The following is a 21,564-nucleotide window of genomic DNA, read 5'->3' as shown; positions in this document are numbered from 1 at the left end:
CCGATTGGCAAAAAGCGCAGGCTTTGGCTCAGTTTTCACCTTCTTATGCCGGCCACTCAAGTGAAAAATGTCAGCAACAAGATCAATGACAACTCTTTCACAGAATCCGTTCGGTGAAGCTTGCGGGCGATAAAAATAATGAAAACGCTGAAAACCCAAGTCGCCATCATTGGCGCCGGTCCTTCCGGACTGCTGCTCGGCCAACTGCTGCATAACGCCGGTATCCAGACCCTTATTCTAGAGCGCCAGAGCGCCGATTACGTGCAAGGCCGTATCCGTGCCGGGGTGTTGGAGCAAGGCATGGTCGATCTGTTGCGCGAGGCGGGCGTCAGTCGACGTATGGACGCCGAAGGTTTGGTGCATAACGGTTTTGAGCTGGCGTTGAATGGCCAACTCACCCACATCGACCTCAAGACGCTGACCGGCGGGCAGTCAGTAATGATCTACGGCCAGACCGAAGTCACCCGCGACCTCATGGCCGCGCGCGAGGCCGCTGGTGCCACCACCTTATATGAAGTGCGCGATGTGCAGCCTCACGGCCTCAAAAGTGATCGACCCTGGCTGACCTTCGAACATCAGGGTGAAGCCTTTCACCTGGAGTGTGACTACATTGCTGGCTGTGATGGTTTCCACGGCGTGGCGCGCCAGTCGATTCCGGCCGATTCGCTGAAAGTCTTCGAGCGAGTGTATCCCTTCGGCTGGCTGGGCATTCTCTCCGACACCCCGCCGGTTCACGAGGAGTTGGTATACGCCAAGCACTCACGCGGGTTTGCCCTGTGCAGCATGCGCTCGCCGACCCGCAGTCGGTATTACCTGCAAGTGCCGGTCGAAGAGCCATTGGATGAGTGGTCGGACGAACGTTTCTGGGATGAGCTGAAAACCCGTTTGCCCAGCCAACTGGCGGAACAATTGGTTACCGGTCCTTCGATCGAGAAAAGCATCGCGCCACTGCGCAGCTTTGTAGTCGAGCCGATGCAGTATGGGCGCCTGTTCCTGCTGGGTGATGCGGCGCACATTGTGCCGCCTACCGGGGCCAAGGGCTTGAACCTGGCGGCCAGCGACGTGAGTACGCTGTTTCGGATCCTGCTCAAGGTGTATCGCGAGGGGCGAGTGGACTTGCTCGAAAAGTATTCGGCGATCTGCCTGCGCCGCGTGTGGAAGGCCGAGCGGTTTTCCTGGTGGATGACGTCGATGTTGCACCAATTCCCGGAAGCGGATGGCTTCAGCCAGCGCATTGCCCAGAGTGAGCTTGAGTACTTCATCCACTCCGAAGCCGGTCGCAAGACCATCGCAGAAAATTACGTCGGACTTCCTTACGAGGCTATCGAATAGCCAGCTATCAAGTAAGATGGTGAGCATTCCCGCGGGCCCTTCCTTTCCTGCGGGGCCTGCTCGAAGGTTCTGCCGTGACTAACCTCAATCAGCCCGTTCAACCCGCTCCCGCCGTACGCAGTGTGCTGGTCGCCTTGATGCTGGCGATCTTCCTTGGGGCCCTGGACCAGACCATTGTCGCCGTGTCCATGCCGGCCATCTCTGCGCAATTCCACGACGTCAACCTGCTGGCCTGGGTGATCTCCGGCTACATGGTGGCGATGACGGTGGCGGTGCCGATCTACGGCAAGCTCGGCGACCTGTATGGGCGGCGGCCGATGATGCTGATCGGCATGGGGCTGTTCACGCTGGCGTCGCTGTTTTGCGGCATGGCGCAAAGCATGGAACAACTGGTGCTGGCGCGAATTTTCCAGGGCATTGGTGCCGGTGGGATGATTTCGGTGAGCCAGGCGATCATCGGCGACATCATTCCTCCCCGTGAGCGCGGGCGTTATCAAGGTTATTTCAGCAGCATGTACGCGGTGGCGAGCGTGGCCGGGCCGGTGTTGGGCGGTTATATGACCGAGTACCTGTCCTGGCGCTGGGTGTTCCTGATCAACCTGCCGTTGGGCGCGGGTGCCTGGTACGTGGCTCATCGCACTCTGGTGGGGCTGCCGGTGCCGCAACGCAAGCCGATCATTGACTACCTCGGCACCGTGTTGATGATTATCGGCCTGACGGCGTTGTTGCTGGGCATTACCGAAATTGGCCAGGGTCATCATTGGCGTGATGATCAAGTACTCGGGCTTTTGGCCTGCGCGGTGGTGGCATTGGCGGTATTTGTCTGGCACGAACGCCGTGCGCGGGAGCCTTTGCTGCCGATGCACTTATTTGCCAACCGAAGCGCGGTGCTGTGTTGGTGTACGATTTTCTTTACCAGCTTCCAGGCGATTTCGCTGACGGTGCTGATGCCGCTGCGGTATCAGACGGTGACTGGCTCGGGGGCCGACAGTGCCGCACTGCATCTGCTGCCGCTGGCGTTTGGCCTGCCGGTGGGGGCTTATTTTGCCGGGCGTATGACGTCGGTGACGGGGCGTTATAAACCGATGATTTTGACGGGTGCTGTGTTGAGTCCGTTGGCGATTCTGGGGATGGCGTTCAGCGCGCCTCAGGATGTCGGGATGACGGCGGTGTTTATGCTGCTGTGTGGGATTGCTGCGGGCATGCAGTTTCCTACGTCGTTGGTGGGGACGCAGAATTCCGTGGAGCAGAGGGATATTGGGGTGGCTACCAGCACCACTAATCTGTTTCGTTCGTTGGGTGGGGCGGTGGGGGTGGCGTGTATGTCGGCGCTGCTACTGGCGTTGTTGCAGGATTCGAGTTTTGCGCATTTGGCGAGTGGGTCGTTGGTGGCCGAGGGTAGTTCCGGGAATGTATTGCTCGATGGCCTGAACGCCGCTCCCGGCCCGGCGCAGGATGCTCTGCGGGGAGAGTTGGCGGTGACGTTTCGGCATTTGTTGATGGTGAGTGCTGGGGTTTCGCTGTTGGGGTTGGTGGCGGCTGTTGCTATGCCTAACCGGGTTTTGCGGGGGCGGGAGGATAAGGCTCGGTAGGTTGTTTGTTTGTTTGTGTACATATCCGTTGCTGCGGTAACGGCTGCTTATGGTTCCGCTCTTACAGCGGGTCACTTTTGGCAAACGCCCCAAAAGTAACCAAAAGGTCTTTGCCCCACCACTCGGTGCCTCGCCTAGGCTCGGCATGCCCGCACTCCGGCACGGCTGCGCGGGTCGCCGCGATGGGCCATCCCTGGCCCAGCGCGGCTAAACCGGCATCCTTGCCGGTTTACCCGCTCCACCGTGCCTACTTGCGGCCATCGTGGTTAATGGGGCCCGCAGATCAAGATCAAAAAGATCAAAAGCAAAGCACGGCGGCCTGAAAGCCGACCTGAGTGGTGTGGATCAAAAGCCAGATCAGAAGCAGGGCAGATTGCAGTCTCCCTGATGGATGGAGATTAAAAATGTGGGAGCGGGCTTGCTCGCTCCACATGTTTTACCGCTTTTGATCTACACCACTCAGGTCGGCTTTCAGGCCGCCGTGCTCTGCTTTTGATCTTGATCTCAGGCGCCCCATTAACCACGCTGGCCGCACGCAGGCTTGAATCCGTGGGTAACCCGGCAGGACGCCGGGTTAGCCGCGCTGGGCCAAGGATGGCCCATCGCGGCGGCCCACGGATTCAAGCCGGAGTGCGGGCACACCGAGCCTAGGCGAGGTGCCGAGTGGTGGGGCAAGAGCCTTTTGGTTACTTTTGGGCTCTTTCAAAAGTGACCCGCTGTAAGAGCGGAACCCATATCAGCCGTTACCCAAATAACGGATATGTACCCAACCCAACCCAACCCATCTCAGGGACTGTAATACCCCACAGCCACCATAAAATGCCCCTCTTTACGCAAATACGCGTGCTTATTCTCAACCCGCCCAGTCACCGGGTTCTTCCAGCGATACTTATATTCCCCCTGATCCTGCTCAGCCATCAGCTTCAAGATCGGCTCCCCGACAGGCCTCCCATCCGGGTCCTGAACCTTGCCAAAGTCAGTATTAACCAGCCGCAAATTAGTCCCATGCGCCACATAGCGTCCGGTATTCAGGTCCACCACAAACACATAAAGATCATCCTGCAGAAACCCGCCCTGCAACGAGTTAATCGCCTTCAACGTCCCAGCCTCATCCTTCACCAGCGCCTTCACCGCAGTGTCCCGCAACGACCGCGCCTGCTCCGGCGTCGCCCGTGGCAAGTAATACCCCACCGCCAGAATCCGCTCCCCCACCCGCTGATAAAACACATGCTTGTGTTCAACCTTGCCGTCGTTCCAGTTCTGCCAGCGGTAATCAGCCTGCTGAATGCCCTGACCTTCCGGCACCTTCAGCGCGTCCTTGAACGACTGACGCAAATCCGGCCCCAGCACCTCGGACACATCACGGCCGATCAAGGCCGAGGAGGGCCCGCCACTGGCCAACAACACGCCCTGGGTATCGACCACAAACACATAACGGTCCTGGTCAATAAAGTCCCCCTGGCGGCTGAACGCAGCAAACGCCTTGTCACCGTTGCTCTGGTAAAACGCCAAGGCTTTTTCCAGCAGGGCCTTGGCCGCCTGGGCGTCCGCATCCTGAGCCGTGGCGGCATGCGCCTGGCTGAAACACAACAGCAGCAGCCCAGTGAGTCGCAGCAGTCCCTTCATGGCCCGTCCCTCGTTCTTATTGATGTGACAACAGCGTAGACCGCCGTGGCTCAGGGCGCCGCCAGCCACTGATTGACGATGCCGCCATACACCCCGGTAGCCACGCTCAAGTGCAGCCACTGGTCGACATAGCTTTTCCACGCCACATCATCGCGCGGAAGCAGGAAGGCTTTTTCGCTGTACTGCATCTGCCGCTCCGGGTTGACCGCACACAGCCCAGGTTTGAGCTTCTGCTGGTAACGCGCCTCGCTGGCGTCGGTGATCATCACATCGGCCTTGCCCGCCAGCAGTTCGTCGAAGATGGTCACGTTGTCATGCAGGCGTATTTGCGCCTGGCCCAGGTGGGCGCGGGCAAACACTTCGTTGGTGCCGCCCGCCGGTTCGATCACCCGCACCTGGGGCCTGTTGATTTGCTCGACGGTCTGGTAGCGCTGTACATCGGCGCAGCGCACCAAAGGGATCTTGCCGTCGACGCCAAGGGCTTGGCTGAAGAAGGCTTTTTTCTGGCGTTCCAACGACACGGAAATACCACCCACGGCGATATCACAGCGTTGGGCGAGGAAGTCCGGCATCAGGGTTTTCCAGGTGGTGGGCAACCAGTTGATCTTCGCGTTGAGGCTCTTGGCCAGGGACTCGGCCATGGCAATGTCGATGCCTTCATAGCGGCCATCGGCACGCAGCGAGGTATAGGGTTTGTAGTCGCCGGTGGTGCAGACGTTAAGCGTGCCACGTTGGAGCACTTCGTCGAGGCGCGAGGGGAGGGGGTCGGCCAGGACGGATGTCGCCAAACTTGCCAGTACACACAGGGCTAGAGGAGCTTTCATGCAGTCGAATCCTTGGGGCATGATCGGGGGCGATCATTATTTCCAGCAGTACGACAAGGTAGCAAGGGGCAGCGAATGTTTAGCCGCGTCGTAACCAAACTCCGTCAACCCTGACTTTAACCACCTATCCAGGCGTGTGACGCTGCCGGACATCGACCTCACTGTGATTCCCCCATGGACGGTTCCCCCGACACTCACCCCGAGACTTCGCCTGGCGTTTTAGCGCCGAGCTGTCCGACGGTTGTCGAGGCTTTACCTTCCGAGCTTGCCTTCTGGGCCCTGTTTCACTGCCGACACGCACGCCCACCAGACACCTTTCTCTTACGTTGATCTGCCCCATGGATGACGCGCACCTGTGCGCATCCGCCCGGCGGCGCCTGCGCGCCTGCCTGACGCAAACGTATGAGAATTCCCATGAGTGTTTTTGCCAGCCTGCACGAAGCCCAATCCTTCCTTGACCAGAACCCGGACATCGAGATGTTCGAGTTGTTTATCCTCGACAACAACGGCGTGCCGCGCGGCAAGCTGTTGCACCGCGACGAACTGCTGGCGGTGTACGAAAGTGGTCGGCCGTTACCCAGCACCATCCTCGGCCTGACCATCAATGGCGACGACGTGGAAAACTCCGGGCTGGTGTGGGAGGTGGGTGATATCGACTGCCGTGCCTACCCGGTCAGTGGCAGTTTGCAGCGTATGCCGTGGCGCCTGATCCCGACGGCGGCGGTGCAAGTCAGCATGCACCCCACCGAAGGCCTGCCCGCCACCGTGGCTGACCCCCGGCATTTGCTGGTCAAGGTCATCGACGGGCTTAAGGCGGATGGCTATTACCCGGTGATGGCGGCGGAGCTGGAGTTCTACTTGCTCGACCAGAAGCCCGACAGCAAGGGTCGCCCACAACCGGCGCGGGATGTGGATGGCAATCGCCCGCGCTCGACCCAGGTGTATGGCCTGCGCGAGCTGGAACAGATTGAGCCGTTTCTTGCCGACCTTTATAGCGCTTGCAAACTGCAAGGCATCCCGGCGCGCACGGCGATCTCCGAATATGCCCCAGGCCAAGTGGAAATTACCCTGGAGCATCGCGCCGACGCCCTGCAAGCCATGGACGAAGCGGTGCGTTACAAACGTCTGGTCAAGGGCGTGGCCCATAAACACGGGATGACTGCGTGTTTCATGGCCAAACCGTTCGACGATTTGGCGGGCACCGGCATGCATATGCACGTCAGCCTGGCGGACGCCCAGGGCAATAACCTGTTCGCCAGCGAGGCCGCCGACGGTACGCCGCTGCTGCGCCAGGCGGTGGGCGGCATGCTCAGTACCTTGCTCGATTCGCTGCTGATGTTCTGCCCCAATGCCAACTCTTATCGCCGCTTCCAGAGCAACAGCTACGCGCCGCTGGCGGCTACCTGGGGCGTGGACAACCGCACCGTCAGCCTGCGCGTGCCCGGCGGGCCGGCGAACTCCCGCCATATCGAACACCGTATCTGCGGCGCCGACGCCAATCCTTACCTGGCGGCTGCGGCCATTCTGGCCGGTATCCACCGAGGCATCCGTGAGCAACTCGACCCCGGCGCCCCGGTGGAAGGCAACGGCTACGCCCAGGCTAAGGAACTGCTGCCCACCGACTGGCTCACCACCCTGCGCGCCCTGGAAGGTTCACGTTGGGCGCGGGATGTGTTTGGCGGTGAGTTCCTCGGCGTGTACCTGGCGGTGAAACGTGCCGAATACCGCCAGTTCATGGGCGAAGTCAGCGAGCAGGATTGGCGTTGGTACCTGCATCAGGCGTGACGGTTTTTGCTGGTGACGGCTTCGACCTTTTTTTCACGTTGCAGTGGTTAAGCTGTGATTCAAGGTCGTTCACTACCGTTCCATTCACATGAGCCCGTGATGTCGTCACAACCTCCATCCTCCATCGAGATTGAATTCGCCGAACGCTATGACCGTGAGCATGCCAGGGTTTGCGGTGACACGCGTCCACCGGGGCTGTTGCAGCGCCTGTCGGTGTGGCGAGACAAGCGCCTGGTGCGCCATGCGCTGAAGGTGGCGGGTGAGCCGGGGCTGATCCTGGACCTGGCTTGTGGCTTGGGTCGGTTCTGGCCGGTGTTGGCCGAACACGTCAACCGGGTGATCCTGGCGTCGGACAACTCCCAGGACATACTTGACCACGCCCGCATTCATCACCCGGCGGCGTTACTCAAGCGTGTCAAAACTTTCCAAGGTTCGGCGTTTTCCATCGGCCTGTCGGCGAATGCGGTGGACTGCATTTTCTGCCTGGAGTTGTTTCGCCATGTGCCCAGTAGTGAAGTGCGCTTGACGTTGCTTCGCGAGTTTCATCGGGTCAGTCGCGACACGGTGATTGTCTCGGTGGATTCTCGTTTGGCGGTGGAAGACGAGTTTCGCGAAGCCGGTTTCAAAATCCTGAATCACCAGGAATTCCTGCCAGGCTCCAAGCTGTGGCGGGTCTACGTTCTGCGTAAGAGAGGATAACTCCCGCCTGTCGGACTATTCTTCATCTCTTGTCGGAGTTTTCATGATGGCGTGTGCACTGCGAATGCTCGCAAGCCCCTTTCGCGATATATACTGCGCGCCATTCTTCAAGGGAGAGCCGTGTGGCCATCGATATTCACTGGATCTGCGACAACGATAGCCTCGGCCAGCATTGCGCCGAATGGCAGCAGTTGCCATTCGTCGCCCTCGACACCGAATTCATGCGGGTCGACACCTTTTATCCCATTGCCGGGCTGATCCAGATCGGTGATGGCATCCGCGCTTACCTGATCGACCCCCTGACCATCGACAACTGGCAACCGTTGGCCGCCTTGCTGGAAAATCCGGCGGTGACCAAGGTGGTGCACGCCTGCAGCGAAGACCTCGAAGTGCTGCTGCGCCTCACTGGCAGCCTGCCGGTGCCGTTGTTCGACACCCAATTGGCCGCGGCCTACCTGAACCTTGGTTTCTCCATGGGTTACTCGCGCCTGGTGCAAGCCGTGCTCGATATCGAGTTGCCCAAGGGTGAAACCCGCTCGGACTGGCTGCAGCGGCCATTGTCCGAGACGCAGGTAAGCTACGCCGCTGAAGACGCGGTGCACTTGGCCGAGGTCTACACCCGACTTCGTCCGCAACTGTCGGACGACAAGTACGCCTGGGTCCTGGAAGACGGCGCCGAACTGGTGGCCAACCTGCGCCGCGAAGTCGACCCGTACGAGGTGTACCGCGACGCCAAGCTGGCGTGGAAACTGTCCCGCGCCCAACTGGCCGTGCTGCGCGAACTGTGTGCCTGGCGTGAACAGCAAGCCCGTGCCCGTGACCTGCCGCGTAACCGCATCATTCGCGAGCACTCGTTGTGGCCCTTGGCCAAATCCCAGCCGGATAACCTGGCCGCTCTGGGCAAGATCGAAGACATGCACCCACGCACCGTGCGTCAGGATGGCCAGTTTCTGCTGGACCTGATCAAACGTGCCGGTAGCGTGTCGATGGACCAATGGCCGCCTGCCGTTGCTGAGCCGTTGCCGGTGGACGCCGCCACGCTGATCAAGCAACTGCGCGCCTTGGGGCAAGCCGAAGCCGAACGCCTGGAGATGGCACCGGAACTGATGCTGCGCAAGAAAACCCTCGAAGCTTTGGTTAAAAGTGGCTACCCCGATGGGCCTTATAAATTGCCAGACTCGCTGCGTGGCTGGCGCCGTGAGTTGATGGGCCAGGCGCTGCTCGACAGCCTGGCCACTGCCGGAGAACAGCCTTGAAACGTATTTGCTCCATCTATCGCAGCTTGAAAAAAGACGGAATGTACCTCTACGTGCTCAAAAGCGATGCCCTGGAGCGCGTGCCGGAACCCCTGATGATCGCATTCGGCAAGGCGCATCACGCGTTTGATATGGTGCTGACGCCTGAGCGCAAGCTGTCGCGCGAAGACATCACCGTGGTGTTGGAAAACCTCGAAAAGCAGGGCTACCACCTGCAAATGCCGCCGGCCGAGGACGAGTACATCGAACACTTGCCCGAAGAGCTGCTGCGACGCAACGACCCAATGTGATCGGTCAGTGCCCTGTTCAGGGCACATTCTTCAATGCAATCGTAATGAGTGGGCGGTGGCCGTAAGGATGCGGGCGGCCGTCTGCACTGTTTTTGAAAGGTTTGAACCATGCGTGTTCTGATTGCTGAACAGGATCACCCGCTGTACGCCCAACTGCTGAGCGAAGCGGCACCGGACCTTGAAGTGTTGACCAGCGGCGACTCGGCCGAATTGTCGCGCTTGGCCGCTGATTGTCCGATCTGGCTGGGCCAGCCGGATCTACTCGCCACCCTGTTGCGCCAAGGGCATCAGCCGCAATGGCTGCAATCGACCTGGGCGGGTATCACGCCGCTGCTGGCCGAAGGCTTGCCCCGCGACTATCGCCTGACCCGTGCGGTCGGCATCTTTGGCCAGGTGATGGCCGAGTTTGTCCTCACCTACATGCTGGGCCACGAGCGCGAAGTGCTGGCGCGGCTGGTCAGCCAGGTCGAGCGCAAATGGGACAACCGTTTGGGCCAGAGCCTGGCTGGGCGCAAGGTGCTGGTGGTAGGCACCGGCGATATTGGCCAGACGGTTGCCGATTTCCTGCTGCCGTTTGGCGTCAAGCTGTACGGCATCGCCAGTGAAGCGCGGGAGCAGGCGCCGTTTATCGAAGTGGCGGGGCTCGATCAACTGGGTCGGTTGGTGGGGGAGGTGGACTACGTGATCAACCTGCTGCCCAACACGCCCAACACCCATGACTTGTACGATGCAGCGTTGTTCAAGCAATTCAAGCCGACCGGGTTGTTTATCAACGTCGGGCGCGGCGTGGCCGTGGTCGATGCCGACCTGGTTGAAGCCTTGAAAGAAGGGCACTTGGCTGGTGCGGTCATCGACGTGTGCCGCCAGGAACCGCTGCCGCAGCGCCATCCGTTCTGGACTGCCTGGGGCTTGCTGCTGACCGGGCACAGCTCGGCGCCGACCTCGCCGGGGATGATGGTGGAGTTGTTTGTGCAGAACCTGCGGGCGTATCAGGCCAAGGAAGCGTTGCGCGGGGAAGTGAGCTTCGAGCGCGGCTACTGAAGCCACTGCTAATCAAAATGTGGGAGCGGGCAAGTCGAATCGTCGCACCGCCCCTCCCACATGGGATCTCAGCAAGTCTTACAGGCTGAAGTCACCTTCTGAAACCAACTCGCTCAACGGTTGACGCGGGCTTGGTACTTCACGGCCTTGCAGGTACTCAGGCAAGGTCGATTTGTCACCCAGCTTGCCCACGGCCACAGCCGCGTGCAGCGCATAACCTTCTGGAATCTTCAGCTCTTTGCGGGTCAGCTCCTGATCGAAACCGGCCATGCCGTGGGTGTGCCAGCCGCTGAGGCTGGCTTGCAGCGCCAAGTGGCCCCAGGCCGAGCCGGTGTCGAAGGTGTGCCACAGCGCCGGGGTTTCTTCGGTGGCGCCGGGGGCGATGAAGTCGGTCTTCGAGGCGATGATCACCAGGGCCGACGCGTGTTGCGCCCAACCACGGTTGAATTCATTCAGCAGGCCCAGGAAACGCTCCCAGTTCGGCGTGTCACGGCGCGCGTAGAGAAAACGCCATGGCTGCGAGTTGTAGGCCGACGGTGCCCAGCGTGCCGCTTCGAAGAAGCTCAGCAGCGTGTCTTGTGGGATGCTCTCGCCGGTAAAAGCGCGAGGCGACCAGCGCTCAGTGAATTGGGTGTGGATCGGATGATCGGCAACGCGTGGGTTGGTGCTCATGAGCTGTTCCTGAGGGTCAATTCGGCGTTCAAAGCTACTGCGCGCCCACTAGACTGACAAGTGTTGTTACACCGCCAGTCGTAAGCGCTTGGCCCCAAGGGCCTGTGGCACTAGACTGGCGGCCTTTTCACCTACCGATACTGATGTAGAGCCATGGCCGCCAAAGTCGAACCTTTCTGGATACGCAAAACCCTTGAACACCTCGATCAGGAGGAGTGGGAGTCGTTGTGCGATGGCTGTGGCCTGTGCTGCCTGCAAAAGCTTGAGGATGAGGACGACAACAGCGTTTATTACACGCGCATCGCCTGCAAACTGCTCGACCTGAAAACCTGCCAGTGCACCGACTACCCTAACCGCCGTGCTTCAGTGCCCGACTGTATCCAACTCACCCCGGGCCAGGCCGACCAGTTCAAATGGCTGCCGCCGACCTGCGGCTACCGCCTGGTCAGCGAGCGCAAGGACCTGCCGCTATGGCATCACCTGGTCTGCGGTGACCGCGACGCCGTGCACCACGAACGCATTTCCCAGTCCGGGCGCATGCTCAGCGAAGGCAGCGTGCCCGAAGACGACTGGGAGGATTACCTGATCTTCCGCGCGGGCTGAAAGAGGAGTGTGTATGAGGGGGGGAACCAAGCTGGCGGCGATCTTGGTGCTGCTGGTGCTGAGCACGCCTGGCTGGTGCGCGAAGAAAGTCGATTTGGATTATCACGTCAAACTGCTGCCCCTGAGCGATCAGGCCGAAGTGCGCGTAAGCCTGTCCCAAGGCTCGGCAGTGCGCAGCTTGAACTTCGACCTGGGGCGTGGCGGTGACTACAGCGACTTCAAGGCCGACGGGCAATGGAAAGTCACCGGCAGCCGTGGCCTGTGGCAGCCCAGCGCCGACAAGGCCAGCCTGACCTACCGTGTACGCCTCACCCATGCGCGCAAGCCAGGCATCTATGAAGCCCGCATGACCCCGAACTGGGCGTTGTTTCGGGGTGAAGACCTGGTGCCGACTGCCCGTCTCGATCAGCAGGATGGCGTCGAGTTGGTGTCACGTTTGGTGTTCGAACTGCCCTCGGGTTGGAAAAGTGTCGAAACCGCCTGGCCGCGCATCGGCAAAAACAAATTTCGCATCGACAACGTCTCCCGTCTGTTCGACCGCCCCACCGGCTGGATGCTCGCCGGCACCCTCGGCAGCCGTCGCGTGCGCCTGGGCGAAACCGAAGTCACCGTGGCCTCGCCCAAGGGGCAGGCCATGCACCGAATGGAGGTGATCACGTTGCTGACGTTCGTTTGGCCCCAAGTCGAGGCCGCGTTCCCGCGTCACCCGGCGAAGCTATTAGTGGTGGGTGCCAGCGACCCGATGCGCCGTGGCGTGTTTTCGTCGCGGGACTCGATCTACCTCAACAGTCGCACGCCGCTGGTCAGCGAAAACGGCAGCAGCCCGTTGATTCGCGAAGTGGTACAAGCCATCGGCCGTTTCAACGATCACGACAGCAGTGATTGGATCGGCGAGGGCTTGGGGGAGTATTACGCTATTGAGCTGGTGCGACGTGCCGGTGGCATTACCGATGAGCGGTATGCGGCAATACAGGCGCGGTTAACCAAGGAGGGCAGGGACGTCACCACGCTAAGGGGCGAGCACGTCAGCGCTGCAACCGTGGCGCGGGCGGTGCTGGTGCTGCAGGAGCTGGATCGCGAGATCCGCGTGAAAACCCACAACAAGCGCTCACTGGATGATCTGGCGCAGGCGGTGATGCGGGCGAACAGCACCACCACCCCAGAGTTTGTGCAGTTGGCTGAGAGCATCATCGGCGAGTCATCGGTGGTGCTGGATAACAAGCTCCTGCACTGACATCAAACAAGCCAGCTCCCACATTTTGCATCGTATTCAGGCTGTGGTTTTGGTGGCCTTTTCAGCGGCTACTTCCGCCTTGGTTTTCAAGTTTTTCAACTCTTCGCCAGCGCGTTCGATCTTCGTGCGTACGCTGTTCATTTCCTGGCGGCCCTGGTCCAGCTTGTCCTTGAACGAGCTGTGCCCGGTGACGCCGCGCACCAGTGCCACGCCGCCGATCGCCACCTGGATCAGCCCGAAAATCCCGCCACGGCGCAGGCCTTTGCCAACCATCATCACGCCGCCAGCCACTGAGCCGATACGTTCCCAGCCCTGCACGTTTTGCGTGGGCTGGGTTTCAAATGGCGTGTGTTCGATGATAGGCCGCAGGGTTTTGCTGTCGCTCATGATCTGTCTCCAACAAAGGCAAGTGTAAGTAGCTGACTGTTTGCAGGCGCCGGATGTTCCCGAAAAATCAGTACTTGGGGCCCGAGCGGGTGTTGTTGCCCTTGGCCAGGCGGTCGTAGAGCACCACGTTGACGGTGGCGGCAAGGTTCATGCAGCCGGTGGTCGGGATATACACCACGTCTTCACACCAGTCGCGAATCTCTTTATCGAGGGAGCCGTCTTCGGGGCCGAAGATATACAGCGCACGGTCAGGATGAGTGTATTCGGGCAGCGGACGGGCGCCCTCCACCAATTCCACTGCGACCGGGATACAGCCCAGCGGCAGGATCTTTTTCAGGTCATCGATGCCGATCAGCGGAATGTCGTGATGGACCTTCTTGGTGTCGGTGATGAAATCCCGGGCGCGCTCGTAACGCACGCCGGTGTAGAACACCGAGGCCACGCCGTAGCAACCGGCGGCACGCATCACCGAACCGACGTTTTCGGGGGATTTGGGGTTATACAGACCGATGCAGCTGTAGCGTTTATTGCCCACGGGGAAGGGTGCCTTGGAGAAAAACGGCAATTATACGGGATGCGGCCGGTATCGAGAGATGTGTTGTTTGGGCGATCGCTATCGCAGGCAAGCCAGTTCCACATTTGGAATGCATTCCCCTGTGGGCGCTGGCTTGCCTGCGATGAGGTCCTGACAGGCAGCGAAGACCTTCAGTCGTCTTTCTTCATCAACCCAGCCAACGCCGCAAACGGGTTATGCGTGGCCTTGGCAATCGTCGGGCTGCTGGTGGAGCCTTCGCCGAAATACTGCTGGTCGGTGTAGCGTGAGTGTTCGTTGTCGTGGCAGTACAGGCACAGCAACTCCCAGTTGGAGCCGTCCTGGGGGTTGTCATCATGATTGTGGTTACGATGGTGTACGGTCAGTTCACTCAAGCGCTTGCCGGCGAATTCACGGGCGCAGCGGCCGCACACGTGGGGGTACATCTTCAAGGCTTTGTCGCGGTAGCCCATTTCCCGGTCGCGCTGGGCATCGGCGAGGATGCGGTCCAGCTTGGCGGTGTGGGAGGGCGGGTTGGTCGAGCTCATCATGGCTCCTGGCTATTTGGGGTTCACGGATAGGGTTGATTCTAGCCGCTCGCGCTGCAAATGACCGCTGGCTTTTTAAACAACGGTACTGCCTGGCATCGGTGATCGTTTGTAGTATCGGCTCACTCCATTCATAAGGATCTGAAACCTATGCGTTTGCACACATGGACCGCTGCACTTCTACTCTGCGTACTGGCCGCACAAGCCCAGGCATTCTCGACGCCCAAGCCTGGGCAAATGATCGAGGTGTCCCTCGAACAACTGCATCCGACTCAAGCCGTGGTGGGCTTCGACCAGATTTACTACAGCCTGGGGCTGTTCGCCGACAAGCCCGCCAAGGTCTTCGACGAATACTGTGAAACCAACGGCCAGGGTGACGCCGACAAAGTGCCTAAAAACGCTGATCTGCACAAACCTGCCAGCTTTACCTGCAAGGACCCGGTGGGCACCCACCCCGATGACATGAAAACGGTGGTGGTCGGCCCTGGCGGCCAGTTGTACCTGACCGATGGTCACCATAGCTTCACCACCTTGTGGGAAGTGCCCGGCGGTGGCTCTCAGTTGAAAATGTGGGTGAAGGTCACCGATGACTTCAGCAACAGCCCGGACTTGGCCACCTTCTGGCATCGCATGGAGGCGGCGCGCAAGGTCTGGCTCAAGGACAATCAGGGCCAGACTCTGCCACCTGAACAGCTGCCGACGCACTTGGGTTTCAAGAGCTTGCAGGACGACACCTTCCGCAGCCTGGTGTATTTCACTCGCAAGGCCGCCTATGGCAAGCCGGACGATGGCGCGATCGCGCCGGAGTTTCTGGAGTTTTACTGGGGTAACTGGCTGCGCACGCAGATTGATCTGAGCGCTTTCAATCTGAATAAGAAAGGCGGCTACAAAAACGCCATCGAAGCCGTCGCCAAACGCATGGTCAGCCTGGCGCCGGGCTCTCAGGTTGGCGACAGCGGTTTCACCGCCCATCAACTGGGTGGCATGACAAAGCTTGACCGTGGGGAGCTTGAGAAGACCTTCGACAAAAAAGTGCCGTACGTGATCGATTACCGCAATTCTCTGAACTAGTGCAGGACACAATGTGGGAGCTGGCTTGCCTGCGATGGCCATGGGTATCTACACATCTCTTGGAATGGCGCTAAACCGTGGGGAGGGAGCTTCGGGTGGGGCACTTTCCTTAGGTAGATTGAGTACATATCCGTTGTTTGGGTAACGGCGGCTTATGGTTTCGCCCTTACGGCGACTCACTTTGGAAAAGCCCCAAAGTAAGCAAAGGGCTCTTGCCCCACCACTCGGCACCTCGCTGTGGCTCGGTGTGCCCGCACGCAGTCTTGAATCCGTGGGCCGCCGCGATGGGCCATCCTTGGCCCAGCGCGGCTAACCCGGCGTCCTGCCGGGTTACCCACGGATTCAAGACTGCGTGCGGCCAGCGTGGTTAATGGGGCGCCTGAGATCAAGATCACAAGCAGATCAAAAGCAGAGCACGGCGGCCTGAAAGCCGACCTGAGTGGTGTGGAGCAAAAGCCAGATCAGAAGCAGGGCAGAATGCAGTCATCCCTGATGTATGGATATTGAAAATGTGGAAGCGGGCTTGCTCGCTCCCACATGTTTTACCGCTTTTGATCTACACCACTCAGGTCGGCTTTCAGGCCGCCGTGCTCTGCTTTTGATCTGCTGTTGATCTTGATCTTAGGCGCCCCGTTAAACCACGCTGGCCGCAAGTAGGCACGGTGGAGCGGGTAAACCGGCAAGGATGCCGGTTTAGCCGCGCTGGGCCAGGGATGGCCCATCGCGGCGACCCGCGCAGCCGTGCCGGAGTGCGGGCACACCGAGCCTAGGCGAGGTGCCGAGTGGTGGGGCAAGAGCCCTTTGCTTACTTTGGGGCTTTTCCAAAGTGAGTCGCCGTAAGGGCGAAACCATAAGCCGCCATTACCCCAAAAACGGATATGTACTCAGCGGCCCCGCGACAACCACAGGGCCCAAGCCATAAAGAGATGTGTAGATACCTATGCTGCGATGGCAGTGTCAGCTACAGAGTGACTGGCTTACCGCTATCGCGGGCAAGCCCGCTCCCACATGGGGTCTTCAGGTGATCAGCCCTTGAGCTTTTCGGCAATCCAGATGGTGTGCCGAGTGCCCTTGTTGCCATGGGCAAACACTTGCACTTCCTCGGCCTTGAAACCGGCCTTGCGCAGTTTGTCGCTGAACAGCTTATCGGCGCTGGCCGACCACACGGCCAGCACGCCCTTGGGCCGCAGGGCCTTGGCGCAGGCAGCCAGGCCACCGGCGGAATACAGCCAACTGTTGGCCTTTTGTGTGAGGCCTTCGGGGCCGTTGTCGACGTCGAGCATGATCGCGTCAAAACCTTGCGGCTCCGCCTGCAGTACCTTGGCCACGTCCTCCATGCGGATTACCGTGCGCGGGTCCAACAATGGGCGCCCGGACTTTTCCCCCAACGGCCCACGGTTCCACTCCACAACGCCGGGCACCAATTCCGCCACCACCACTTCGGCAGTCTTGCCCAGATGCTTGAGCGCCGAGGCCAGGGTAAAACCCATGCCCAACCCGCCGATCAACACCCGCGAACCCGGGCGCCCGGCGACTTTGCGGCAAGGGATCTCCGCTAGGGCGTCTTCGGAACCGTGCATGCGCGTGTTCATCAACTGGCCGCCATCACCGCCCTGGATCTTGATCACAAAGTCCTCGCCGTATTCGAACAGGCACAAGGCACCGCCGTTGTCGGGGATCGGGGTGGTGTCCAGCAGAACGAAACGTTTCATGGAAATCTCATTGAGAAGGGCATTCTTGCGCGGTTGGGAGTAGCCTTACGGTATTCCAGTCAGGCCATGGAGCCATCGATGAAGTGCAGCATTCTAACGGTCATTGTGCTCGGCGCGCTCACATTGGGCACGGCGCAGGCTCAGGAGGCGCAAACCGTACCGGTCGCGCCCGCACCCACCCCCGGTGCGCCGGGCACGCCGACACCGACGTTGTATCCGCAAGTCACTCCGCCCGTGGCGCCCAAGGCCACCGCTAACGGCGCGCCTGCGCTGGTGCCGATCGTGTTGCCGACGCCACCGAAAGATCAGACGGTGCCCGGCCTGCTGCAAAATGACAGCAAGCCGAAGACGCCTGGCGGTTAAAACGGCGTTGTTAGATCAAACCCAGCGCCTTGAAAACAAATCCATATTCGAGCGCCACGTCACGTAATCCCTGATAGCGACCGCTCATGCCGCCGTGGCCGGCGCCCAGTTCGGTCTTGAGCAGCAGCAGGTTGTCGTCTGTCTTGGTCGCACGCAGTTTGGCCACCCACTTGGCCGCCTCCCAGTACTGCACGCGGCTGTCGTTGTAACCGGCGATCACCAGCGTGGCGGGGTAAGCCTGGGCGCTGACGTTTTCGTACGGCGCGTACGCCTTGATGCGCGCGTACACCTCAGGCTCCTCAGGGTTGCCCCACTCGTCGTACTCGGTGATGGTCAGCGGCAGTTCCGGGTCGAGCATGGTGTTGAGTACGTCGACAAACGGCACTTCGGCAATCGCCGCCTGGAACAGCTCCGGACGCTGGTTCAGTACGGCGCCGATCAACAGGCCACCGGCGCTGCCGCCGCTGATCGCCAGTTGCTTGGCCGTGGTCAGGCCCTCGGCGATCAAATGCTCGGCGCAGGCGATAAAGTCGCTGAAGGTGTTCTGTTTGTGTTCCTGCTTGCCGTTGCGGTACCAGGCTTCGCCCAGCTCGCCGCCGCCGCGTACATGCGCGATGGCAAATGCCACGCCACGGTCCAGCAGGCTCAGGCGCGCGTGGGAGAACCACGGGTCGAGGCTCGAGCCGTAGGCACCGTAACCGTAAAGGTACAGCGGCGTCGGCTTGCCGAGTTGATCGCGCTTGACCACCAGGCTGATCGGCACCTGGGTGCCATCGGCGGAGGTGGCCCATAAACGCTGGCTGACGTAATCGTCGGCGTTGAACACGCCGAGTACCGGGGTTTCCTTGAGCACCTGTTGCGCGCCGCTGGCCAGTTCCAGCTGGCGCACCTGGGCCGGGCGGTTCAGGGCTTCATAACGCAGGCGGATGTTGTCGCTGGGGAATTCCAGGCTGTTCTGCACGTAGAGGCTGTAAGCGGCGTCAGGCAATTCCACGCGATAGGCCGGCACACCTTGTGGATGCACTTCGATCACCGGCAGGCCGCCGATGCGCAGGCTCAAGGTCATGGCGCTGGCGTTCAGGGTCACGCCGTCGAGCATCACCTCATCGCTGTGGGGGATCAGGTTTTGCCAGTCATCCTGGCTCGGCACGTTGCCGGTGTCGGCGGCCACGAACAGCGCGTAGTTGATGCCGTCACGGTTGCTGCGGATAAACCAGGTCCACTCTCCATCGAGTTTACCGTGGTCGACATCGTACTCATGGTCCTCGACCCGTGGCGCCAGGCAGGCGAAGTCCAGGTGCGGCTGGTCGGCGTCCAGGGCCCAGATTTCGCTGGTGGTCTTGCTGCCCAGGGCCAGCAGCAACTGGCGCTCGGAGCTTGAGCGGTAGCAATGCAGGAAGAAACGGCCGTCGGGCTCATGGAACACTTCCTGCGCCGCCGTGCCGTCCAAACGATAGCGATACAGCTTGTGGGGGCGATGGGTGTCGTCCAGTTCGCCGAAAAACAGGGTCAGGCTGTCATTGGCCCAGGTCATGCTGCCGTCGCAGTCTTCGAACGCCAGTTCGCTGACCTTGCCGGTGGCCAACTCCTTCACGTACAGGGTGTAAATCTCTTCGCCACTGGTGTCGAGGCTGTAGGCCAGGCGCTGGTGATCGGGGCTGATGCTGAACGCGCCGAGGGAGAAAAATCCGCCATTGGCCAGCACATTCGGGTCCAGCAGCAGCTCTTCGTTGCTTTCGTCTACCCGGTTGCTGTCGTCGGCCGGGCGGCGGCAGCGGTAGTGGCGGGCGTATTCGTCACCGGCAGTGGTGCGCGTGTAATACAAATAAGGGCCCCAAGGGGAGGGCAGGGACAGGTCGGTTTCGAGGATGCGGCCCTTGATCTCTTCGAAGAGGGTCTCACGCAGCGCGTGTTGATCGGCGAGTTGGGCTTCCTGCCAGGCGTTTTCGGCTTTGAGGTAATCCAGCACTTCAGGGCTGTCACGCTCTTGCAGCCAGGCGTACGGGTCCTGGCCTGGGGCTTTGCGGGCAATCGGGGCGGCAGTGATGTGGGTCGATGAAGGCATGGATCACTCTCTGTCTGGCGGATGGTGGCAGGCATTGCAGCCGCGACACGCAAAAGCCGTTATCATAGCGGCCTGTTTGCCTACCTTGCCATGGACACCATGACCGAGAACGACTATCTGATCGCTTGGGGCCTTTACGCCTTTGCCGCTTTGGGCTGCCTGTTGGTGTGGTGCCGCATGACCCGCTGGATCTGGCGCTGGCTGCGCGAGCCGCTGCAATTGCTGGTGGCGGTGCTGCTGTTCAGCCCGACCATCGTCGACCCGGTCAAGACCCAGTTTGCACCGGCTGTCGCCATTACTGCCCTGGACTTGGTGCTTAAGGTCGGCAATAACGCCTGGCGGGCCATTTCCGATCTGTTCATGTACACGATGATCGCCTTTGGCGTTTACATCGTGATCGTGCTGATCCGCTGGCCCATCGAGCGTGCCGCCAAGGCCCGCCGTGAGCGTAAGGCTGCTGCTGATGCAGCCTTGGCTGCCGAGCCGAAAGACGATGAAGATGAGCCTTTTCGTCGCCCGGCGCCTGTCGGCGGTATGCGGGTCGAACCGCGCCTTTAACGTTGTCCGCCCTGCAGCGAGAGCCCTGGCATGTGTGAATTATTGGGCATGAGTGCCAACGTCCCCACCGATATTGTGTTCAGCTTTACCGGTCTGATGCAGCGGGGCGGGCGTACCGGCCCCCACCGCGACGGTTGGGGCATCGCCTTCTACGAAGGCCGTGGCCTGCGTCTGTTCCAGGACCCGGCCGCCAGCAGCGAGTCGGAAGTCGCGCTGCTGGTGCAGCGTTACCCCATCAAAAGTGAAGTGGTGATTGGCCATATCCGCCAAGCCAATGTGGGCAAGGTGTGCTTGTCCAACACCCATCCGTTCGTGCGCGAATTGTGGGGCCGCAACTGGTGCTTCGCGCACAACGGCCAATTGGCGGACTTCAACCCGCGCGCCACGTTCTATCGCCCGGTGGGCGATACCGACAGCGAAGCGGCGTTCTGTGACCTGCTCAACCGTGTGCGCGAAGCCTTCCCGGAGCCGGTAGACATCGAACACGTGCTGCCGGACCTGATCGCCGCCTGTTCCGAATACCGCAGCAAAGGCGTGTTCAACTGCCTGCTCAGTGATGGCGACTGGCTGTTTTGCTACTGCTCGACCAAATTGGCGCAGATTACCCGGCGCGCACCCTTTGGCCCGGCGCGCTTGAAAGATGTCGACGTGATCGTCGATTTTCAGGCCGAAACCACGCCAAATGATGTGGTGACGGTCATTGCCACCGAGCCTTTGACCGACAACGAAAACTGGACCCGCTACGAACCGGGCCAATGGAGCCTGTGGCGACGCGGTGAATGCGTCAGCCAGGGCATCACCGAGTAAGGATATCGTCCATGTTGCTTAGCTATCTGCGGTTGGTGCTGTTTGCCATTGGCTTGTTGGTTGGCGTGCAGGTGCCGGGGTTTATCAACGACTACGCCAAGCGCGTCGAGGCCCATCTGATTGAGGCCCAGACCGGCCTGCGCGGCTTTGACGCCACGGCACAGCAATTTTTCAACGGCGATTTGCAGGCCCTGGTCGCCCATTACCGCGCCAGCGATGACCCGGTGTTTCGCAGTGATGCCAACAGCCTGGGCACCTTGCTTGATCGCCAAGTGGCGTTGGACAAGCAATTCCAGGCGATGCAAGGCCCGTGGTACATCCGCGCCCTGCAAGTGGCGGTGGCCGCTGACCCGGCTATTCGCCAGGAAACCTGGAACGGCTACAGCTACCAGATCCTGCTGACCCCCGAAGCCATGGGCTGGGGATTGGGCGGTGCGATGCTGTTGTCATTCGGCATCGAATGCCTGTTCCGATTGATCGACTGGGTGGTGTTGGGCGGCAAGCGCCTGCGCCAGAGCCGGCCGATTGAAGAGCGTGACCTGAAGGGGCTCTAAGCCTGACTCGGTC

Annotated in this window: 22 protein-coding genes; 14 read left to right on the top strand and 8 right to left on the bottom strand. The window is 60.5% G+C overall.

The features are described 5' to 3' along the window. Positions 1–147 precede the first annotated feature (147 nt). Both pobA and BFL40_RS09180 read left to right on the top strand, forming a co-directional pair. Positions 148–1,332: a 4-hydroxybenzoate 3-monooxygenase gene (gene pobA / locus BFL40_RS09185; protein WP_174555614.1), complete on the top strand. Its 1,185-nt coding sequence runs from the start codon at positions 148–150 to the stop codon at positions 1,330–1,332. A gap of 74 nt (positions 1,333–1,406) precedes the next feature. Next, entirely contained in the window at positions 1,407–2,924 is a 1,518-nt protein-coding gene (locus BFL40_RS09180; RefSeq protein ID WP_071483662.1) for an MDR family MFS transporter, read from the top strand. Positions 2,925–3,710: 786 nt separating this feature from the next. On the opposite strand, the gene BFL40_RS09175 is transcribed toward BFL40_RS09180, so the two are convergent. Both BFL40_RS09175 and BFL40_RS09170 read right to left on the bottom strand, forming a co-directional pair. Beyond that, positions 3,711–4,550, bottom strand: a complete 840-nt coding sequence (locus BFL40_RS09175) for a cache domain-containing protein (RefSeq protein WP_071483661.1) — start codon at positions 4,548–4,550, stop codon at positions 3,711–3,713. A 50-nt stretch (positions 4,551–4,600) separates the two neighbouring features. Next, positions 4,601–5,374: a transporter substrate-binding domain-containing protein gene (locus BFL40_RS09170; protein ID WP_071483660.1), complete on the bottom strand. Its 774-nt coding sequence runs from the start codon at positions 5,372–5,374 to the stop codon at positions 4,601–4,603. 414 nt (positions 5,375–5,788) lie between these two features. On the opposite strand from BFL40_RS09170, the gene BFL40_RS09165 reads away from it, so the two are divergent. From BFL40_RS09165 to BFL40_RS09145, 5 genes are all read left to right on the top strand, one after another. Next, positions 5,789–7,159, top strand: a complete 1,371-nt coding sequence (locus tag BFL40_RS09165) for a glutamine synthetase family protein (RefSeq protein ID WP_071483659.1) — start codon at positions 5,789–5,791, stop codon at positions 7,157–7,159. A gap of 99 nt (positions 7,160–7,258) precedes the next feature. Then, positions 7,259–7,858 (top strand): class I SAM-dependent methyltransferase, encoded by a 600-nt coding sequence (locus BFL40_RS09160; protein ID WP_071483658.1) that lies wholly within the window; start codon positions 7,259–7,261, stop codon positions 7,856–7,858. Positions 7,859–7,980: 122 nt separating this feature from the next. Next, complete coding sequence (gene rnd, locus BFL40_RS09155) at positions 7,981–9,114, top strand: ribonuclease D (RefSeq protein WP_071483657.1); 1,134 nt, start codon at positions 7,981–7,983, stop codon at positions 9,112–9,114. Next, positions 9,111–9,404 (top strand): YcgL domain-containing protein, encoded by a 294-nt coding sequence (locus tag BFL40_RS09150; RefSeq protein WP_071483656.1) that lies wholly within the window; start codon positions 9,111–9,113, stop codon positions 9,402–9,404. The genes rnd and BFL40_RS09150 overlap by 4 nt, the downstream gene beginning before the upstream one ends. 108 nt (positions 9,405–9,512) lie before the next feature. Continuing rightward, positions 9,513–10,445 carry a D-2-hydroxyacid dehydrogenase gene (locus BFL40_RS09145; RefSeq protein ID WP_071483655.1) on the top strand — a complete coding sequence of 311 codons (933 nt, stop codon included), beginning with the start codon at positions 9,513–9,515 and terminating at the stop codon, positions 10,443–10,445. Positions 10,446–10,523: 78 nt separating this feature from the next. Here the strand turns inward: BFL40_RS09145 and BFL40_RS09140 are convergent, their stop codons facing one another. Further along, on the bottom strand, positions 10,524–11,117 hold the full coding sequence (locus tag BFL40_RS09140; protein WP_071483654.1) for a nitroreductase family protein: 594 nt from the start codon (positions 11,115–11,117) through the stop codon (positions 10,524–10,526). A 153-nt stretch (positions 11,118–11,270) separates the two neighbouring features. On the opposite strand from BFL40_RS09140, the gene BFL40_RS09135 reads away from it, so the two are divergent. Next, on the top strand, positions 11,271–11,720 hold the full coding sequence (locus tag BFL40_RS09135; protein ID WP_003172524.1) for a YcgN family cysteine cluster protein: 450 nt from the start codon (positions 11,271–11,273) through the stop codon (positions 11,718–11,720). 13 nt (positions 11,721–11,733) lie between these two features. Continuing rightward, positions 11,734–12,954 carry a hypothetical protein gene (locus BFL40_RS09130; RefSeq protein ID WP_071483653.1) on the top strand — a complete coding sequence of 407 codons (1,221 nt, stop codon included), beginning with the start codon at positions 11,734–11,736 and terminating at the stop codon, positions 12,952–12,954. Positions 12,955–12,990: 36 nt separating this feature from the next. On the opposite strand, the gene BFL40_RS09125 is transcribed toward BFL40_RS09130, so the two are convergent. The 3 genes from BFL40_RS09125 to BFL40_RS09115 form a co-directional block, all read right to left on the bottom strand. Further along, complete coding sequence (locus BFL40_RS09125; RefSeq protein ID WP_071483652.1) at positions 12,991–13,341, bottom strand: YgaP family membrane protein; 351 nt, start codon at positions 13,339–13,341, stop codon at positions 12,991–12,993. Between the two features lie 67 nt (positions 13,342–13,408). Then, positions 13,409–13,876, bottom strand: a complete 468-nt coding sequence (locus BFL40_RS09120) for an RNA methyltransferase (protein WP_003189607.1) — start codon at positions 13,874–13,876, stop codon at positions 13,409–13,411. A 170-nt stretch (positions 13,877–14,046) separates the two neighbouring features. Next, positions 14,047–14,421, bottom strand: a complete 375-nt coding sequence (locus BFL40_RS09115) for a YajD family HNH nuclease (RefSeq protein ID WP_003210675.1) — start codon at positions 14,419–14,421, stop codon at positions 14,047–14,049. Positions 14,422–14,571: 150 nt separating this feature from the next. Between BFL40_RS09115 and BFL40_RS09110 the strand changes: the two genes are divergently transcribed. Beyond that, positions 14,572–15,492, top strand: coding sequence for a ParB/Srx family N-terminal domain-containing protein (locus BFL40_RS09110; protein ID WP_071483651.1), 921 nt, complete (start codon positions 14,572–14,574; stop codon positions 15,490–15,492). A gap of 1,025 nt (positions 15,493–16,517) precedes the next feature. Here BFL40_RS09110 and BFL40_RS09105 read toward each other — a convergent pair. Beyond that, a complete protein-coding gene (locus tag BFL40_RS09105; RefSeq protein WP_058411058.1) occupies positions 16,518–17,204 on the bottom strand; it encodes a spermidine synthase in 687 nt (228 codons plus the stop codon). A 78-nt stretch (positions 17,205–17,282) separates the two neighbouring features. On the opposite strand from BFL40_RS09105, the gene BFL40_RS09100 reads away from it, so the two are divergent. Further along, entirely contained in the window at positions 17,283–17,567 is a 285-nt protein-coding gene (locus BFL40_RS09100; protein WP_071483650.1) for a hypothetical protein, read from the top strand. Between the two features lie 10 nt (positions 17,568–17,577). Here the strand turns inward: BFL40_RS09100 and BFL40_RS09095 are convergent, their stop codons facing one another. After that, positions 17,578–19,632, bottom strand: a complete 2,055-nt coding sequence (locus tag BFL40_RS09095; RefSeq protein WP_071483649.1) for a S9 family peptidase — start codon at positions 19,630–19,632, stop codon at positions 17,578–17,580. Positions 19,633–19,653: 21 nt separating this feature from the next. On the opposite strand from BFL40_RS09095, the gene BFL40_RS09090 reads away from it, so the two are divergent. The 3 genes from BFL40_RS09090 to BFL40_RS09080 are packed head-to-tail and all read left to right on the top strand — an operon-like array spanning position 19,654 to position 21,551. Continuing rightward, complete coding sequence (locus BFL40_RS09090) at positions 19,654–20,190, top strand: MFS transporter (protein ID WP_071483648.1); 537 nt, start codon at positions 19,654–19,656, stop codon at positions 20,188–20,190. A 30-nt stretch (positions 20,191–20,220) separates the two neighbouring features. After that, positions 20,221–20,997: a class II glutamine amidotransferase gene (locus BFL40_RS09085; RefSeq protein ID WP_071483647.1), complete on the top strand. Its 777-nt coding sequence runs from the start codon at positions 20,221–20,223 to the stop codon at positions 20,995–20,997. 11 nt (positions 20,998–21,008) lie between these two features. Further along, positions 21,009–21,551 carry a DUF2937 family protein gene (locus BFL40_RS09080; protein WP_071483646.1) on the top strand — a complete coding sequence of 181 codons (543 nt, stop codon included), beginning with the start codon at positions 21,009–21,011 and terminating at the stop codon, positions 21,549–21,551. The last annotated feature ends 13 nt before the right edge of the window (positions 21,552–21,564 follow it).

It is taken from the genome of Pseudomonas costantinii (genome assembly GCF_001870435.1).
Taxonomy (GTDB): Bacteria; Pseudomonadota; Gammaproteobacteria; order Pseudomonadales; family Pseudomonadaceae; genus Aquipseudomonas; species Aquipseudomonas costantinii.
The sequence above is the reverse complement of the archived record's forward strand: the minus strand, read 5'-3'. Positions and strand labels throughout refer to the sequence as shown.

What these genes read in the sequence shown, in the direction of transcription:
- BFL40_RS09085 (WP_071483647.1), top strand. Translation starts at nt 20,221, where the DNA reads ATGTGTGAATTATTGGGCATGAGTGCCAACGTCCCCACCGATATTGTG.
- BFL40_RS09105 (WP_058411058.1), bottom strand. Translation starts at nt 17,204, where the DNA reads ATGAAACGTTTCGTTCTGCTGGACACCACCCCGATCCCCGACAACGGC.
- BFL40_RS09135 (WP_003172524.1), top strand. Translation starts at nt 11,271, where the DNA reads ATGGCCGCCAAAGTCGAACCTTTCTGGATACGCAAAACCCTTGAACAC.
- BFL40_RS09160 (WP_071483658.1), top strand. Translation starts at nt 7,259, where the DNA reads ATGTCGTCACAACCTCCATCCTCCATCGAGATTGAATTCGCCGAACGC.
- BFL40_RS09090 (WP_071483648.1), top strand. Translation starts at nt 19,654, where the DNA reads ATGGTGGCAGGCATTGCAGCCGCGACACGCAAAAGCCGTTATCATAGC.
- BFL40_RS09145 (WP_071483655.1), top strand. Translation starts at nt 9,513, where the DNA reads ATGCGTGTTCTGATTGCTGAACAGGATCACCCGCTGTACGCCCAACTG.
- BFL40_RS09130 (WP_071483653.1), top strand. Translation starts at nt 11,734, where the DNA reads ATGAGGGGGGGAACCAAGCTGGCGGCGATCTTGGTGCTGCTGGTGCTG.
- BFL40_RS09100 (WP_071483650.1), top strand. Translation starts at nt 17,283, where the DNA reads ATGAAGTGCAGCATTCTAACGGTCATTGTGCTCGGCGCGCTCACATTG.
- BFL40_RS09110 (WP_071483651.1), top strand. Translation starts at nt 14,572, where the DNA reads ATGCGTTTGCACACATGGACCGCTGCACTTCTACTCTGCGTACTGGCC.
- BFL40_RS09170 (WP_071483660.1), bottom strand. Translation starts at nt 5,374, where the DNA reads ATGAAAGCTCCTCTAGCCCTGTGTGTACTGGCAAGTTTGGCGACATCC.
- BFL40_RS09080 (WP_071483646.1), top strand. Translation starts at nt 21,009, where the DNA reads ATGTTGCTTAGCTATCTGCGGTTGGTGCTGTTTGCCATTGGCTTGTTG.
- BFL40_RS09115 (WP_003210675.1), bottom strand. Translation starts at nt 14,421, where the DNA reads ATGAGCTCGACCAACCCGCCCTCCCACACCGCCAAGCTGGACCGCATC.
- BFL40_RS09095 (WP_071483649.1), bottom strand. Translation starts at nt 19,632, where the DNA reads ATGCCTTCATCGACCCACATCACTGCCGCCCCGATTGCCCGCAAAGCC.
- BFL40_RS09140 (WP_071483654.1), bottom strand. Translation starts at nt 11,117, where the DNA reads ATGAGCACCAACCCACGCGTTGCCGATCATCCGATCCACACCCAATTC.
- BFL40_RS09125 (WP_071483652.1), bottom strand. Translation starts at nt 13,341, where the DNA reads ATGAGCGACAGCAAAACCCTGCGGCCTATCATCGAACACACGCCATTT.
- BFL40_RS09165 (WP_071483659.1), top strand. Translation starts at nt 5,789, where the DNA reads ATGAGTGTTTTTGCCAGCCTGCACGAAGCCCAATCCTTCCTTGACCAG.
- BFL40_RS09175 (WP_071483661.1), bottom strand. Translation starts at nt 4,550, where the DNA reads ATGAAGGGACTGCTGCGACTCACTGGGCTGCTGCTGTTGTGTTTCAGC.